At 73.3% G+C, this 15,800-nt stretch carries 15 protein-coding genes and 1 pseudogene; 11 read left to right on the top strand and 5 right to left on the bottom strand.

From position 1 onward, the window contains the following. Positions 1-54 precede the first annotated feature (54 nt). Positions 55-885, top strand: coding sequence for an ammonia-dependent NAD(+) synthetase (gene nadE / locus Sru02f_RS17570; protein ID WP_109030958.1), 831 nt, complete (start codon positions 55-57; stop codon positions 883-885). Positions 886-904: 19 nt separating this feature from the next. Here the strand turns inward: nadE and Sru02f_RS17565 are convergent, their stop codons facing one another. Continuing rightward, on the bottom strand, positions 905-1,843 hold the full coding sequence (locus tag Sru02f_RS17565; RefSeq protein ID WP_109031457.1) for an oxidoreductase: 939 nt from the start codon (positions 1,841-1,843) through the stop codon (positions 905-907). A gap of 48 nt (positions 1,844-1,891) precedes the next feature. On the opposite strand from Sru02f_RS17565, the gene Sru02f_RS17560 reads away from it, so the two are divergent. Both Sru02f_RS17560 and glpK read left to right on the top strand, forming a co-directional pair. Further along, complete coding sequence (locus Sru02f_RS17560; RefSeq protein WP_174855038.1) at positions 1,892-2,554, top strand: TetR family transcriptional regulator; 663 nt, start codon at positions 1,892-1,894, stop codon at positions 2,552-2,554. 105 nt (positions 2,555-2,659) lie between these two features. Further along, positions 2,660-4,183, top strand: coding sequence for a glycerol kinase GlpK (glpK, locus tag Sru02f_RS17555; protein ID WP_109030957.1), 1,524 nt, complete (start codon positions 2,660-2,662; stop codon positions 4,181-4,183). Positions 4,184-4,195: 12 nt separating this feature from the next. On the opposite strand, the pseudogene Sru02f_RS17550 reads toward glpK, so the two are convergent. Continuing rightward, positions 4,196-4,858 (bottom strand): annotated as a pseudogene (locus Sru02f_RS17550) (SDR family NAD(P)-dependent oxidoreductase); the annotation flags it as partial. Positions 4,859-4,999: 141 nt separating this feature from the next. Here Sru02f_RS17550 and Sru02f_RS17545 point away from each other — a divergent pair. Further along, positions 5,000-5,764, top strand: a complete 765-nt coding sequence (locus Sru02f_RS17545) for an SDR family NAD(P)-dependent oxidoreductase (protein ID WP_167469397.1) — start codon at positions 5,000-5,002, stop codon at positions 5,762-5,764. 18 nt (positions 5,765-5,782) lie between these two features. Here the strand turns inward: Sru02f_RS17545 and Sru02f_RS17540 are convergent, their stop codons facing one another. Beyond that, positions 5,783-6,391, bottom strand: a complete 609-nt coding sequence (locus Sru02f_RS17540; RefSeq protein ID WP_109030955.1) for a TetR/AcrR family transcriptional regulator — start codon at positions 6,389-6,391, stop codon at positions 5,783-5,785. Positions 6,392-6,457: 66 nt separating this feature from the next. Between Sru02f_RS17540 and Sru02f_RS17535 the strand changes: the two genes are divergently transcribed. From Sru02f_RS17535 to Sru02f_RS17515, 5 genes are all read left to right on the top strand, one after another. Further along, complete coding sequence (locus tag Sru02f_RS17535; RefSeq protein ID WP_109030954.1) at positions 6,458-7,561, top strand: AI-2E family transporter; 1,104 nt, start codon at positions 6,458-6,460, stop codon at positions 7,559-7,561. An 88-nt stretch (positions 7,562-7,649) separates the two neighbouring features. Next, entirely contained in the window at positions 7,650-8,303 is a 654-nt protein-coding gene (locus Sru02f_RS17530) for a maleylpyruvate isomerase N-terminal domain-containing protein (RefSeq protein WP_109030953.1), read from the top strand. Positions 8,304-8,484: 181 nt separating this feature from the next. After that, entirely contained in the window at positions 8,485-9,138 is a 654-nt protein-coding gene (locus Sru02f_RS17525; protein ID WP_109030952.1) for an ankyrin repeat domain-containing protein, read from the top strand. Beyond that, on the top strand, positions 9,135-10,316 hold the full coding sequence (locus tag Sru02f_RS17520) for a YncE family protein (RefSeq protein ID WP_109030951.1): 1,182 nt from the start codon (positions 9,135-9,137) through the stop codon (positions 10,314-10,316). The genes Sru02f_RS17525 and Sru02f_RS17520 overlap by 4 nt, the downstream gene beginning before the upstream one ends. A gap of 230 nt (positions 10,317-10,546) precedes the next feature. Continuing rightward, positions 10,547-11,005: a cyclic nucleotide-binding domain-containing protein gene (locus Sru02f_RS17515; RefSeq protein ID WP_109030950.1), complete on the top strand. Its 459-nt coding sequence runs from the start codon at positions 10,547-10,549 to the stop codon at positions 11,003-11,005. 17 nt (positions 11,006-11,022) lie between these two features. On the opposite strand, the gene Sru02f_RS17510 is transcribed toward Sru02f_RS17515, so the two are convergent. Together Sru02f_RS17510 and Sru02f_RS17505 are read right to left on the bottom strand one after the other, a co-directional pair. Beyond that, entirely contained in the window at positions 11,023-12,750 is a 1,728-nt protein-coding gene (locus Sru02f_RS17510) for a GAF domain-containing sensor histidine kinase (protein ID WP_109030949.1), read from the bottom strand. 94 nt (positions 12,751-12,844) lie between these two features. Further along, positions 12,845-13,537, bottom strand: a complete 693-nt coding sequence (locus Sru02f_RS17505; RefSeq protein ID WP_109030948.1) for a response regulator — start codon at positions 13,535-13,537, stop codon at positions 12,845-12,847. Positions 13,538-13,776: 239 nt separating this feature from the next. On the opposite strand from Sru02f_RS17505, the gene Sru02f_RS17500 reads away from it, so the two are divergent. Next, positions 13,777-14,241, top strand: a complete 465-nt coding sequence (locus tag Sru02f_RS17500) for a pyridoxamine 5'-phosphate oxidase family protein (protein ID WP_109030947.1) — start codon at positions 13,777-13,779, stop codon at positions 14,239-14,241. Between the two features lie 235 nt (positions 14,242-14,476). After that, positions 14,477-15,706, top strand: a complete 1,230-nt coding sequence (locus Sru02f_RS17495) for a globin domain-containing protein (protein ID WP_109030946.1) — start codon at positions 14,477-14,479, stop codon at positions 15,704-15,706. Positions 15,707-15,800: the final 94 nt, after the last annotated feature.

The raw sequence follows: 15,800 nt of genomic DNA, 5'->3' as shown, positions 1-15,800 counted from the left end.
GCCTCTGGGTAGGGTGAATCGAGGAACACCCTGCCCGTCGAACAAGGAGCGGAATTGAGCGAGCCGGCGTCCATCGCCCTGCAGAAGGAGATCGCCCGGGAACTGGAGGTCGCGGAGACCTTCGACGCCGAACGGGAGATCGAGCGCCGGGTGGCCTTCCTCGCCGAGCGGCTGACCTCCACGGGTCTGCGCGCGCTCGTGCTCGGGATCAGCGGCGGGGTCGACTCGACCACCGCGGGCAGGCTGTGCCAGCTGGCCGTGGAGCGGGCCCGCGCCGAGGGGCACGAGGCGCTCTTCTACGCGATGCGGCTGCCGCACGGGGTCCAGGCCGACGAGGACGACGCCCAGGAGGCGCTCTCCTTCATCCGGCCCGACCGGGTGCTGACGGTGGACATCAAGCCCGCGAGCGACGCGGCGCTCGACGCCCTGCTCGCCGCCGACGTGGCCTTCCGGGACCCCCACCACCAGGACTTCGTGCACGGCAACATCAAGGCCCGGCAGCGCATGATCGCGCAGTACGCGGTGGCCGGGGCGCACGGCGGCCTGGTGGTCGGCACCGACCACGCGGCCGAGGCGGTCTCCGGCTTCTTCACCAAGTTCGGCGACGGCGCCGCCGACGTCGTACCGCTGACGGGCCTCACCAAGCGCCGGGTGCGCGCGGTCGGGGACGCGCTGGGCGCGCCCGCCGCGCTGGTCCGGAAGGTCCCGACGGCCGACCTGGAGACCCTCGACCCCGGCAAGGCCGACGAGGACGCCCTCGGAGTCACCTACGACGAGATCGACGACTTCCTGGAGGGGAAGCCGGTGGCGGAGCAGGCGTTCGAGACGATCGTCACCCGCTACCGGCAGACCGACCACAAGCGACGGCTGCCGATCGCTCCCTGATCCGCTCCGTCGCGCGGTCTCAGTCGGTCGCCGGCCCCGGCGGGAACCCCACGCCGGTCAGCCGCTCCGACAACTCCCACAGGCTGCGGCCGGTGGCGGCGTCGGCCGCCGCCGGTGACAGCCGGACCCGCTTGGGTCCGCCCCGCAGCTCGCCCGGGCCGTCCGGGCCGATGAACTCGCCGCCGCGCACGCCGGGGTCGGTCGCCGCGTACAGCTGCGGCAGGGCTCCCCGTTCGGCGGACTGGGCGAGCGGCCGCAGTACGCGGCCGAACAGCATCCGCACCATGCCGACCGGTGCGCTCGTCTGCAGGCGGGTGGCGCTGTAGCCGGGGTGTGCGAGCACGCTGCGCACCGGACTGCCGGTCTCGGCCAGCCGTCGGTGGAGTTCCTGCCCGAAGACGGCGTTCGCGAACTTCGACTGGTTGTAGAACGCCATGGGTGAGTAGTGGCGCTCGCCGGTGAGGTCGTCGAGGAAGAGGCGTCCCTGCCGGTGGTTGGTCGACGTCACCGTCACCACCCGGGGGTCCTTGCCGACCGCCAGCAGGTCGAGCAGCAGCCCGGTGAGCGCGAAGTGGCCTAGGTGGTTGCAGGCGAACTGCGACTCGTGCCCCTGTGGGCTCAGCCTCCGCGGCGGCGCCATGATGCCCGCGTTGTTGACGAGCACGTCGATGCGCCGATGTGCGGCACGCATCTCCCGGGCGAAGGACCGCACCGAGTCGAGGTCGGACAGGTCGAGCCGGCGCACCTCCAGGCGGGCGTCCGGCTGCCCGGCCAGGACCAGCTGCACGGCCCGCCGGCCCCTCTCCTCGTCGCGCACGGCGAGGATCACGTGTCCGCCCCGCCCGGCGAGCGCCCGCACGGTCGCCAGGCCCAGGCCGCTGTTGGCTCCGGTGACGACGAACACCCGGGTGCTCTGGTCCCCGATCCGCTCGGCGGTCCAACGTCGCTGCTGTGTCATGCGCCCCACGATGCCGAAGATGACACCAAGTGTCAACGGTGATACTTCATGCCATGGGAGGCATGGAGTTACGATGGTGACGTGAGCACTCGCCCCGAAGTCAGCCTCGCCCAGCGCAAACGCCAGCTCGTCTCGGACGAACTGACCGAAGCGGCCTTGCAGTTGCTGGCCGCCAAGGGGTTCGACGCGGTCACCATCGACGAGATCGCGTCCGCCGCGGGAGTCTCCAAGAGGACGTTCTTCCGCTACTTCGCCTCGAAGGAGGACGTGGTCGTCCAGTTCCTGACGGACATGGGCGCCGACATCCACCGGGAGCTCGCGGCCCGCCCCGCCGGGGAACGACCGTCCCTGGCCCTGCGGAGCGCCCTCTCCGGCCCCCTCGCGGCCTGCGCGGATCACTCCGACAGAGCACTGCGGGTGGTCCAGCTGATTCTGCGCACTCCCGCCCTGCACGCGCGTTTCCTGGAGCGGCAGGGACGGTGGCGGGAGGGCCTCGCGGCGGAGCTGGCCCGCCGCCCGGACCTCGGCCCCGGCCCCGGCCCCGGCCCCGAGCTGTACCCCGAGCTGGCCGCCGGGATGGCGCTGACCGCGTTCAACACGGTGCTGCACCACTGGAGCGACAGCGACGGCACGGCGGACCCCGGGACGCTGACCGAACAGGCTTTCGCCGTCATCGCCCCGGCCCTCGACGGCACCGGCCGGCAGACCTGAGCGGCACATGTCCTATATGTGCGGTCGGCCGCGAGTCACCTTAATCTGACCGAGGGGGTGCTCGAACAGTCGACGGCCGGTCACGCCGGCGGAATGTGAGCTTCCATGGCTGACTTCATCGGCGCGGTGGACCAGGGAACCACCAGCACCCGGTTCATGATCTTCGACCACGGTGGCAACGAGGTCGCGAAGCACCAGCTGGAGCACGAGCAGATCCTCCCGCGCTCCGGGTGGGTCGAGCACGACCCGGTGGAGATCTGGGAGCGCACCAACTCGGTGATGCAGAACGCGCTGCGCAACGGCGGTCTGTCGGGGACGGACCTGGCGGCCATCGGCATCACCAACCAGCGGGAGACCACGGTGGTCTGGGACCCGCGCACCGGCCGCCCCTACTACAACGCCATCGTGTGGCAGGACACCCGCACCGACGCCATCGCGGCGAACCTGGAGCGGTCGGGCCGCGGCGACGTCATCCGCCGCAAGGCCGGGCTGCCACCCGCGACGTACTTCTCCGGCGGGAAGATCCAGTGGATCCTGGAGAACGTCGACGGCGTCCGCGAGGCCGCGGAGCAGGGACACGCGGTGTTCGGCAACACCGACTCCTGGGTCCTGTGGAACCTCACCGGCGGCCCCGACGGCGGCATCCACGCCACCGACGTGACCAACGCGAGCCGCACCATGCTGATGAACCTGGAGACGCTCGACTGGGACGACGAGCTGCTGGGCTTCTTCGGCATCCCGCGCGGCATGCTGCCGAAGATCAACCCCTCCTCGCACCCCGAGGCGTTCGGCACGACCCGGACCTCCCGGCCGCTGCGTGCCGCCGTGCCCATCACGGGAGTGCTGGGCGACCAACACGCGGCGACCGTCGGACAGGTCTGCTTCTCGCCCGGCGAGGCCAAGAACACCTACGGCACCGGCAACTTCCTGGTCCTCAACACCGGCACGGAACTGGTCCGCTCCCAGCACGGCCTCCTGACCACCGTGGCCTACCAGTTCGGCGACAACCCGCCGGTCTACGCGCTGGAGGGCTCCATCGCGGTGACCGGGTCCGCGGTGCAGTGGCTGCGCGACCAGATGAAGATCATCAAGACCGCGGCCGAGAGCGAGGAACTCGCCCGCACCGTCGAGGACAACGGCGGGATGTACTTCGTCCCCGCCTTCTCCGGCCTGTTCGCCCCGTACTGGCGCTCCGACGCGCGGGGCGCCATCGTCGGCCTCGCCCGGTACAACGACAACGCGCACCTGGCCCGGGCGACGCTGGAGGCCATCTGCTACCAGAGCCGCGACGTCGTCGTGGCCATGGAGCAGGACTCCTCGGTCCACCTGGACGTGCTCAGGGTCGACGGCGGGGTGACCGCGAACGACCTGTGCATGCAGATCCAGGCGGACGTCCTGGGCGTCCCCGTGAGCCGTCCCGTCGTCGCGGAGACCACCGCCCTCGGCGCGGCCTACGCGGCGGGGCTGGCCACGGGATTCTGGCGGGACACCGACGAACTGCGCACCCACTGGAGCGAGTCCAGGCGCTGGGAGCCCCAGTGGTCCGAGGAGCGGCGCGCGGAGGGTTACGCGGGCTGGAAGATGGCGGTGGAGCGCACGCTCGACTGGGTCAAGGTCCCGGAGAGCTGACACCGGGGCGGATCACCGGCCGACGGTCCCGGCGGCGTACTCCCACAGACGGTCCGCGGCGTGCGGGTCGAGCGCGTGCGGAGCTACGCCGCCGCTCTGTTCCGCGTCCCCGTCGGCGACCGTCCGCGCTTCCCGGTTGTCCTCGAAGTAGCGCCCCGTGACGCCCTCCACCAGCGGGGACGCGGCCAGCAGCACGGAGGTCGCGGCGCCCTGGAGGGGCGTCTTGCAGTAGGGCTGCTCGATGATGTTCCCGTCGTCGTCCATCGCTCCCAGGGCCCGCATCGTCGCGTCGTCGACGTACCGCTGGAGGTTGGTGCTGATCCAGCCGGGGTTGAGCGCGTTGGCGGTGATGCCGTCGGTGAGCCAGCGGCGGGCGCCCACGGCGAACAGGACGTCGGCGGTCTTGGACTGGGCGTAGGCGGCCCAGCGGTCGTACGGACGGCGCGCGAAGTGCGGGTCGTCGAAGTCGAACGCCGCGCTGCGGTGCGCGCCCGAGCTGACCACGACGACGCGGGCCGAACCGGCCGCCCGCAGCTGCCCGTGGAGTCCGAGGGCGAGGGCCAAGTGGCCCAGGTGGTTGGTGGCCAGCTGGAGTTCCCAGCCCTCGGCGGTGATCCGGCGCTCGGGCAGCGCCATCACGCCGGCGTTGGCCACGAGGACGTCGAGCGGCCCCTGGCATCCCGTACGGGCTGACCGAACTCCCATTTTTGGACTTGCCAGTCCATTTTATTCGCCGCACAGTGGCATCCGCGCCCCGGCCGCCGGCCGGGGGCGACGGAGAAGCACACGGCTGAGACGGCAGGCAAGGAGCAGGACATGTCGATGCGGCTTGCGGACAGGACCGCGCTGGTGACCGGGGCGACCAGCAACATCGGACGGGCCATCGCGGAGGCCTTCGCGGCCGAGGGGGCCCAGGTGGTCGTCTCCGGGCGCAGCGCCGAGCGGGGCGAGGAGGTCGTCGACGGCATCCGCGCCGCCGGCGGCCGGGCCGACTTCGTCCACGCCGACCTGGACGGCAGCGCGGCCGCCTCACGGGCGCTGGCCCGCGAGGCGACCCGCGTGCGGGGCGGACGCGTGGACGTGCTGGTCAACAACGCCGGGATCTATCCGCCCGGCACCACCACCGACACCGACGAGGAGACCTTCGACCGGGTCTACGCCGTGAACGTCAAGGCCCCGTTCTTCCTCACCGCGGCCCTGGCACCCGCCATGGCGCGGGCCGGGGGCGGGGCGATCATCAATCTGGGCTCCTGGATCGCGCGCCTGGGCGTCCCGGTCGGCGCCCTCTACAGCTCCACCAAGGGTGCCGTGGAGACCCTGACGCGGGCCTGGGCGGCGGAGTTCGGCGCGCGAGGCGTACGGGTGAACGCCATCTCGCCGGGTGTGGTGCAGACGCCCCCGCCCGGCGAGGTGCACCCCGCCGAGGTCATGATGAAGGGCACCCCGGCGGGACGGATGGGCACGCCCGAGGCGATCGCGGGCGCTGCCGTCTACCTGGCCGGCGAGGAGTCCTCGTTCGTGCACGGCACCGTGCTCGACGTCGACGGCGGGCGCACCGCGGCGGCCGTCATCGCCGCCTGACTCGCGGCGGGTGCCGCGTCACCGCGCGGCGGCACCCGCACGCCGGAGGTCCGCGATCCCCTGGTCGAGGGCGGCCCGCAGATGGGTCGACCGCCCCGTCGAGAGCAGGATGGACACACCGCCCTGAATGGCCGTCAGCATGGCGGCCGCCCTGGTCTCCACGTCGAGATCGGCGGGGAGCGCGCCGGACCCCTGGAGCGACCTGATGCCCGCCGCGAGGCTCTCCTGCCACTGGCGCAGCAGCTCGACCACGATCGCACGCGTGCCCGGGGTGGAGCGGCCGATCTGGAGGAACAGCGACCCGAGCGGGCACTGGTCACCCTGCGTCTCGTAGCGCTCGATCACGACGTCCCGCCATTCCTGCCACGCCTCCCACGAGTCCAGGCGGCCGAGCTGGGGCTGCTGGTCCTCCAGCACCCGATCCGCCTCGAACCTGGCCACTTCGACGAGCAGTTCGTCCTTGCCCGCGGGGAAGTAGTGGAACAACTGGCTCTTGCTGGTGGCGGTCCGCGCCATGATGTCGTCCAGGGTCGTCGAGGCGACGCCCCGCTCCCGCAGCTCCGCCGCGGCGCCTTCCACGATGCGGCGCCGTGTCGCCCTGCCCTTGGCCGTCAACTCACCGCGCACGTCGCACACCTCGAAAAATATTGGACTGGCGGGTCCATCGTACGGACGTCCCCTTAGGGTGATCACATGTCTGCCGGATTGAGCGCGGCGAGGACCCGGGCCGCGCTGCGCACCAGCGCGCGCGTCTCGGGCGAGCTGCTGCTGATACTTGTCATGCTCGCAGTGACCCTGTGGGTCCTCGGCCGTATGTGGTCGGTGGTGTGGCCGCTGCTCGTCGGCCTGCTGCTGACCACGTTGACGTGGCCCCCGGCCCGCTTCCTGCGGCGGCACGGGTGGCGCCCGGCACTGGCCGCCGCGGTGGTGACGGTGGCCTTCCTGCTGGTCGTCCTGGGCATCGTGGCGCTGATCGCCGTGCCGATGTCCTCCCAGACGGACGAGTTGACCGACGGCGTGGTCGAGGGCATCCAGCGGCTGCGCGAGTGGGCCGCGGGGCCGCCGCTGAACATCGGTGACGACGAGATCACCGGTGCGATGGATTCGGCGGTGGCACGCATCCAGGACAGCGTCGGCAGCATCACCACCGCGGTGGCGACGGGGGTGGGCGCGGTGGTCAACGGCCTGATCACCGCGGTCCTGGGCGTGTTCCTGATGTTCTTCTTCCTCAAGGACGGCCCGCGCTTCCTGCCCTGGCTGGGACGCCAGTTGCCCGGCCGGCTGGCCACCGACGTCCCGGTCGTCGCCCTGCGGGGCTGGGAGACCCTGGGCTCCTTCGTGCGGTCGCAGGCCCTGGTGGGGCTGCTCGACGCCGTGTTCATCGGCCTCGGCCTGTGGATCCTGGACGTGCCGCTGGTGCTGCCGCTGGCGGTCCTGACCTTCGTGTCCGCCTTCGTGCCCATCGTGGGCGCGCTGTTCGCCGGCTTCGTGGCCGTGCTGATCGCCCTGGTGTCGAACGGCCTGACGGACGCGCTCATCGTGCTCGCGATCATCGTGGTGGTGCAGCAGCTGGAGGGCAACGTCTTCCAGCCCATCCTCCAGAGCCGGGGCCTCGGTCTGCACGCGGCGGTGATCCTCCTGGCGGTGACGCTGGGCGGCAGCCTGTCCGGGATCGTGGGCAGCCTGCTCGCCGTACCCCTCGCCGCGCTGATCGCGGTGGTGTGGAACTACGTGCGCGACCAGTTGACCGACCAGTTGACCGACCCGCCTGAGGCGGCCGCGACCGCCGACGGCTGAGCCCGACCGACGGGCCCCTCGTGTCAATGACGGGCTCCTCGCGCGAATTGGGTCGCGACCGGGCGGGCGGTGGTGTTGGCTGACGGGCGTGGATCTCTTCTCCCGCTCCTGGTCGGCCCTGCTCGCCGCGGTCGCCGACCTCGCCGACGAGGACTTCGCACGGCCCTCCGGCTGCGCCGGCTGGCTCGTCCGGGACCTGGTGTGCCACCTGGTCGTCGACGCCCAGGACGTCCTGATCACCCTGGCCACCCCGACCGCCGAGGAGCCGACCCGGGACGCGGTGACCTACTGGCAGGTCGTCGAGCCCCCGACCGGGGACGACCCGCTCGACGCGCTGATCGTCCGCCTGGCCGCCGCCTACGAGCAGCCGGGGCTGCTCAAGTTCCACCTGGACGACGTCGGTTCCGCCGCCGGGCGCGCCGCCGCGCTCGCGGACCCCGCGGGCCGGGTCGGTACGCAGGGCCAGGTGCTCAAGGCGGGCGACTACCTCTCCGCGTACGTACTGGAGTGGTCCCTGCACCACCTCGACCTGATCGCACACCTCCCGGAGGCGGCGCCACCGCCCGCGGCGGGGCTCAGGCGCTCACGGGAGCTGCTGGAGGGGGTCGTCGGTACGGCGTTGCCCACCGCGTTCACCGACCGGGACGCGCTGCTGATCGGCACCGGACGCCGGACGCCGACCCCGGCGGAGACGGCCGCGCTGGGCGAGTTGGCGGCGCGGCTCCCGTTTCCGGTCGGCTGACCGGCATGTCCGGGCCCCAGCCGTCGAAGGGGCCCGGGAGTCGTCCGGCGGGTCGTCCGATCGGACGACGAGGTCGTCGTCCGTCCGGCGGGCGGGGAGCAGCCGGTGCGGCGACGCCTGCCGACGCACCGCGGGTCCAGGCTGGAGGAACACGTCCCCGACACCGTGGAGCCGTCCCACCATGACCGCCAAGCCACCCACCCCCGCCGACCTCGCCCTGTCGGACGCCGTTCGCCGCGGCGACGCCGATGCCGCCCGGACCGCGCTGCGGGCCGGCGCCGACCTGGAACTGCGCGACGAACAGGGCCGCACGCCGCTGCTCCTGGCGGCCCTGGCCGACCGGGTCGCGGTCGCCGAGGTCCTGGTGGCGGCCGGCGCGGACGTCGACGCGCAGGACGCGCGGGAGGACAGCGCGTGGCTGGTCACCGGGGTCACGGGCAGCGTCGCGATGATGCGGGCGCTGCTGCCCGGCGGTCCGGACGTCACGCTGACCAACCGCTTCGGCGGCGTCTCGGTCATCCCGGCGAGCGAACGCGGCCACGTGGCCTACGTACGCGCCGTGCTCGCCGAGACGGACATCGACGTCGACCACGTCAACCGGCTCGGCTGGACGGCGCTCCTCGAAGCGGTCGTCCTCGGCGACGGCGACCGCGCGCACCAGGACGTCGTGGCGGCCCTGCTCGCCGCGGGCGCCGACCCCTCGCTGCCGGACGGCGACGGTGTCACGGCCCGTGCCCACGCCGAACGCAGGGGCTTCGAGGCCATCGCGGACCTGCTACAGCGGGCCGAGTCGCGGGGCGGCGACGACCCTCGCGCCGAGGGCGGCAGGCGGTGAAGCGGCGTTCCCTCGCGGGCCGCCTCGCCGCGCTGGCCGCCGTCACCGCGACGCTCGGCGGATGCGCGTCGGACGGCGACGACGACGGGGCCGCGTCCCCGGTGTCCGCCCCGCCCGGCACCACGGCGCAGCGCACCCCCGACTCCGGCGGCACCTCGGCACGCACACCCCGAGGCACCCTGCTGGTCACGGACTTCGGCTCCGACACCGTCACCTTCGTCGACCCCGCCGGGCGGGGCGAGGCGGCCGACCTGGGCTCGGTACGGGTCGGGACGGCGCCGTACGGGATCGCGCTGGGCGAGGACGGCACGGCGTGGGTGGCGACCGCGGAGGGCGTGGCCGCCGTGGACACCCGTACGCGCGAGCGCACCGCCCTCATCCGCTACCGGACGGACACGGGCCCGGTGACGACCGGCGAGTACCGGGGCGGCGGCATGGGCATCGCCCTGTCCCCCGACGGCAGCCGTGTCTACGTCGGGGTCAACGTCCCCGGCGGCAAGGGCACCCTGGAGGTCGTCGACACCGTACGGCGGGAGGTGACGCGGGTGGTCCCGGTCGGTCGCCGTCCCTTCGACGTCGACGTCTCGCGCGACGGCCGGCAGGTCTACGCGACCAACCACGACTCGTTCGACGTCAGCGTCGTCGACACGGACGACTGGACGGCGCGCCGCATCGAGGTCGCCCCGTACGGCACCGAGGGCGGCCTCGGCTCCTGGCTCAAGCCGCACTACACCGCCGTACGCCCCTCCGACGGGGCCCTGCTGCTGCCCTTCGAGGGCGAGCGTCTGGCGGTGGTCGACCCCGGCACCGGGCGGGTCCGGATCGAGGACATGACCGCCAACACCCACCAGCACGGCGTCACGGCGGGCGCCGACGGCACGCTCTACGTGGTGGGCACCGGCCCGATCGACCCGTCCGAGGACGACGGTCCGTCCCTGACCGTCCGCTCGCCCGACGGCGACGAACGGGTCGTCCCGCTGGACGGCCCGCACGAGACCGTCGCCCTCTCGGCCGACGGCCGCACCGCCTACGTCTCGGGCGGCTTCACCCGCGACGGCTACTGGAACGGCCTGAGTGTCGTCGACGTCGCGACCGGCCGCGTGACCCGGCTCCCGGTCGGTGAGCGGCCGCTGGCCGTCGCGGTCCTCGGCGGCGAGCGGGGGACCGGCGCGGACTGAGCGCCCGCGCGGGGCGAACCAGGGCCGAACGGCCCATGCCGGGGCCGAGCGGCCCCTGGTGTTCCGGGCCGGCCGGAGGGACGCTCGGATCGACAGCCCCCGGCGTGCACCCGAAGGGAACGGCGAGAGGCGGCCGGACGAGCGGCGGTCCCGGACCGTCGGGCCGACCGTCCCGCCGAGCGGTTCCCCCGCCGTCCGTCCGCGGTGACCGCACGAAAGGAGCCGGAGCGATGACCTCTGCCACCACCCTGTCCGCGGCCCTCCACGGCGACCACCGCGAGCGCCTCATGCGTGTCGCGCGGGAGGTCTCCGTCGCGGAGGGCACCCGCCTCTTCGAGGAAGGCCGGCGTGCCGACCGGTTCTGGATCGTCCGGACCGGGACGGTCAGCCTCGACCTGCGTGTCCCCGGCCGCCGGTCCCCGGTCATCGAGACGCTGGGGCACGGGGAACTCGTCGGCTGGTCCTGGCACTTCCCGCCGTACCTGTGGCAACTGGGCGGCGAGGCCACGACTCCGGTGCGCGCCTGGGAGTTCGACGCGGACGTCGTGCGGGAGTTGTGCGGCCGCGATCCCGAGTTCGGCCGTACGGTCGCCGTCTGGGTCGGCAAGGTGGTCGCCCACCGGCTGCACGCCGCTCGGATCCGGCTGCTCGACCTGTACGCGCCGTACGGCAGCGGCGGGCTGCTCTGACCCGGCGGGCCCGGCGTTCAGCCCTGGTCCGGCACCGGTGCCCGCCACTCCAGCACGGTGCCGCCGTCGGCGGGTTCGGTGAGCCGCAGCTCGCCGCCCAGCTGAGCGGCGCGTTCGGCCAGGTTGCGCAGCCCGCTGCGGCGCCCGCCGGACGGGATGCCCACGCCGTTGTCCGTGACGCTCAGCCGCACCTCGCGGCCGTCGGTCTCCAGGGCGACGGCGACCCGGTCGGCCCGCGCGTGCCGGGCCACGTTGGTCAGGGCCTCGGACAGCACCGCGACCACGTGCTCGGCGATCCGGCCGGGCACCTCCGTGTCCAGCAGGCCCTCCATCCGGAGGCTGGGGGCGAAGCCCAGGACCGGGGCCGCCTCGCCGACCACCCGCACCGTACGGCCCCGCAGCCCGGCACCGGCGGCGGTGCCGCGCGACCGGAGGCCGAAGATCGTCGACCTGATGATCTTGATGGTCTCGTCCAGGTCGTCCACCGCCCGCAGCACCCGCTCCGAGGCGGAGCCGTTGTCGATCAGGCGGCCGGCGCTCTGGAGCGTCATCCCGGTGGCGAACAACCGCTGGATCGCCAGGTCGTGCAGGTCCCGGGCGATCCGGTCCCGGTCCTGGAGCACGGCGATCTGCTCGGCGTCCCGGCGCCGCTCCGCCAGCTCCATCGCGAGCGCGGCCTGCGCGGCGAACCCCTGCAACGGCTCGGTCTCCTTCGCGGAGAACACCGCCTTGCCCGCCTGCCGCACCAGCAGCACCACGCCCCGCACGCCCTCGTCCGCGGCACCGAAGGGCACGGCCACCGCTGGTCCGAGACCGGTGAACCGGGGGGCCGCGGCGGACACCCGCGCGTCCCGGGTGATGTCCGGGCTGCGGACGGGCTCGGCGGTGGCGAAGGCCAGGCCGGTGAGGCTGTCGTCGATGGGCAGCACCAGACCGCAGTGGTCCTCGGCGCCCTGTCCGGTGGCCAGTTCCACCACCAGGGAGTCCGTGTCCGGCATGGGCATGGTGAGCACGGCGAGGGCCGCGCCGGTGATCTCCCTGGCCCGCTCCGCGATCAGGCCGAGTGCCGCGCCGCGCTCGCTGCCGGACATCAGGCTGTGGGTGATCTCCGCGTTCGCCTGCAGCCAGCGCTCCCGCAGCCGCGACTGCTCGTACAGGCGCGCGTTGTCGATGGCGACGCCCGCGGCCACGGCCAGCGTCGACAGGACCGACTCGTCCTCTTCGTCGAACTGCGCCCCGCCCCGCTTCTCGGTCAGGTACAGGTTGCCGAAGACCTGCTCGCGGACCCGGATGGGGACACCGAGGAAGGTGCGCATCGGCGGGTGGTGCGCCGGGAAGCCGTACGAGGCGGCGTGCTCGGAGAGGTCGGGCAGCCGCAGGGGCTCGGGATGGCGGATCAGCTCGCCGAGGATGCCGTGGCCCTCCGGGTAGGGGCCGATCCTGGCGATCTGCTCCTCGCTCACGCCGACCGTGTGGAAGGCCGAGAGCCGCTTGCCGTCGGGGCCGATCACGCCGAGGGCGGCGTAGCGCGCGTCGACGAGGGCGGCCGCGGCCTCGACGATGCTGTGCAGGACGTGTTCGAGATCCAGTTCGCGGCCCACCGAGAGCACCGCTTCGAGCAGGCTGTGCACCCGGTCGCGCGTGCCCCTGGCGGCGTCGAGCCGGGCCTGGAGTTCCTCCAGCAGCTCGTCCAGCCGCAGCTGTGGCAGGCGGACCCGGGCTTCCGCCTGGTCAGGGCTGTCCACGGGTGATCCTCCAGGTCCTTCCGACGCGCCGGCAGCCGGCCGCCCCGGTCTCGTTCCACGGTAACGGGCCCCGGCCGGTGCCGTCCGTTCCGGGTCAGTGTCCTTCCCGGCGGAGCCGGTCCTGCGCCTGGGTGGCGATCACCGCGGCCTGGATGCGGCGCTCGACGCCCAGCTTGGCCAGCAGCCGCGAGATGTGGTTCTTCACCGTCTTCTCGGCCAGGTACAGGCGCTGTCCGATCTGGCGGTTGGTCAGGCCCTCGCCGATCAGGGCGAGGATCTCCCGTTCGCGGTCGGTCAGGCCCGGCAGGGCGTCCGGCTCCGCCTCCTTGGCCGGTTCGCCGCGCAGCCGCGCCATCAGCCTGGTCGCCGCGCTGGGGTCGAGCAGGGACTGGCCCGCGGCGACGGTGCGCACGGCGGTGACGAGGTCCGAGCCCTGGATCTGCTTGAGCACGTACCCGGCCGCGCCCGCCATGATCGAGTCCAGCAGGGCCTCCTCGTCGTCGAAGGAGGTCAGCATCAGGCAGGCCAGCTCGGGCATGCGGGAGCGCAGTTCCCGGCACACGCTCACCCCGTCGCCGTCGGGCAGCCGCACGTCGAGCACCGCCACGTGGGGGCGGAGCGCGGGGACCCGGACGAGGGCCTGCTCGACGGTGCCCGCCTCCCCCACCACGCTGATGTCCGGCTCGTCGTCGAGCAGGTCGCGCACTCCGCGCCGCACGACCTCGTGGTCGTCCAGCAGGAAGACCCGGACCGGGTCCGCGGGGCCGGGCCGCTCGGTGTCCGCCATCGACATGCTCCTCGTCTGCGTTCTCGTGGCGAGCCGCTCCCTGGTGGGGACGGCGGCTCCTGTTGCGGAGATCCTCCAGCGCCCGGGGCCGAAGGACCAGGGCCGGTCGGCCCCGTCTCGCGCGCGGGGTCGCGCCGGGCCGGGCGGAGCCGTTCCGGGGGCCGAACGGCCCTAGCGCACGGCTCACGGACGGCGCTCCAATGAAGCGACCGTACCTCTGACCGACCCGAAAGCATGCCATGACCTGCGAGCACGTCCCCTCGGCCCCGGTGGCGCCGCGGCGCAGCATCGAGCTGGGCCCCGAGGAGGCCCTCGCGCTGCTGGGCAGCGTGTCCCTGGGGCGGGTCGTCTTCACGCGGCAGGCGCTGCCGACGATCCGGCCGGTCAACCACGTCCTGGACGACGGCGACATCGTGATCCGCACCCACGAGGGGGCGGCCCTGACCTCCCGCACGCCCAAGGCCGGTGATCAGGGGGTCGTGGTCGCCTACGAGGCCGACTCCATCGACCCGGACACGCACCTGGGCTGGAGCGTGGTGGTGACCGGCTACGCGCAACCGGTCACCGACCCCGGGGAACTGAACCGCTATCAGGCCCTGCTGCGCCCCTGGGTCGACCGGTCGATGGACTACGCCATCCGGATCGTCCCCGACCTGATCACCGGCGTCCGGCTCATCGAGGCGCGGCCCTCGCCGACGGTGTGACACCGTCCGACGGCGCGGAGGCAGGGCCGCACGGAGGCCTGTCCCAGGGACCTTGAGCCCCGGCACGAGGCGGCCCCATGGGGACCAACGGCCCTGTTCCGGCGTCCGTTGGTCCCGCGTACGCCGCCCGGGGCGCAACGGGGCGAGAAGGCGGGCCGCCCGCTGGTACACAGGAAGTCGCCGCCGCATCCAGTGCCGCGGTCATCGACTCCCCCATCCCCTTACGGGAGGTTCCATGCTGTCCGCAGAGTCCGCGTCCGTGGTCCGGGCCACGCTGCCCGCCGTGACCGGAGCGCTCGACGAGATCGCCTCGCGCTTCTACGCCACGATGTTCCACGACCGGCCGGAACTGCTCGACGGGCTGTTCAACCGGGGCAACCAGGCCAGCGGCGCCCAGCGCAGGGCGCTGGCCGGTTCGATCGCCGCGTTCGCGGGCGCGCTGCTCGACCACCCGGACACCCGTCCGGACGCCCTGCTGGAGCGCATCGCGCACAAGCACGTCTCCGTCGGCATCACCGACGACCAGTACACGATCGTGCACAAGTACCTGTTCGCGGCGATAGCCGACGTCCTGGGCGACGCGGTCACCGCGGAGGTGGCGGCGGCCTGGGACGAGGTGTACTGGCTGATGGCCGGTGCGCTGATCGCCATGGAGGCGCGTCTGTACCACGCGGCGGGGCTGCGGCCCGGTCAGGTCTGGCGCCGGTGGACGGTGGTGGAGCGCCGCACGGAGACGGCGGACGTGGTGTCCTTCGTGATCCGCCCGTCCGACGGCAGGCCCGCGCCGCGCGCCCGGGCGGGCCAGTACGTCAGTGTGCGGGTGCTGATGCCCGACGGGGTACGGCAGTTGCGCCAGTACAGCCTGTCCGCGGAGCCCGGCGGCGAGCTGCGCCGGATCACCGTCAAACGGGTCGCCGGCACGGACGGGGCACCGGACGGCGAGGTCTCCAACCTGCTGTTCGGCGACGTGTGCCGCGGCGACGAGCTGACCCTGTCGACGCCGTCCGGCGACATCGTCCTCGACGACGCCGATGACCGGACTCCCGTCGTGCTGGTCTCGGCGGGCATCGGCTGCACGCCCCTCACCGGGATGCTGTCGCACCTCGCCGCACTGGGGTCCACCCGCCGGGTGCTGGTCCTGCACGCCGACCGGTCCCCCGCCGAGCACGCCCTGCGCGCCGAGACGCGGGAGCTGGTCGAGCGGCTGCCGGACGCCCGTGCCGTGTTCTGGTACGAGCGTCCCGGCCCGGAGGAGCCCGAGGCTCGCGAGGGCCTGATGGACCTGTCCGGTCTCGAACTGCCCGACGGGGCTTCGGTGTTCATGTGCGGTTCGCTGCCGTTCATGCGCGGGGTGCGCACCCGGCTGCTCGCCGCCGGTGTCCCGGCCCGCCGCATCCGCTACGAGGTGTTCGGCCCCGACCTGTGGCTGGCGGACGCCGCGGACCCGGCGCAGCCGCGGGTCTGACGACGGCGCCCTGCCCCCTCCGGTCACGCGGCCGGAGGGGGCAGGGCGCTGCCCGCCCGCGCCACGGGCCGTGCGCACCCTGCTGATCGGGGAC

Source organism: Streptomyces rubrogriseus (genome assembly GCF_027947575.1).
Taxonomy (GTDB): domain Bacteria; phylum Actinomycetota; class Actinomycetes; order Streptomycetales; family Streptomycetaceae; genus Streptomyces; species Streptomyces rubrogriseus.
This window is presented reverse-complemented; position numbering and strand designations above follow the sequence as displayed.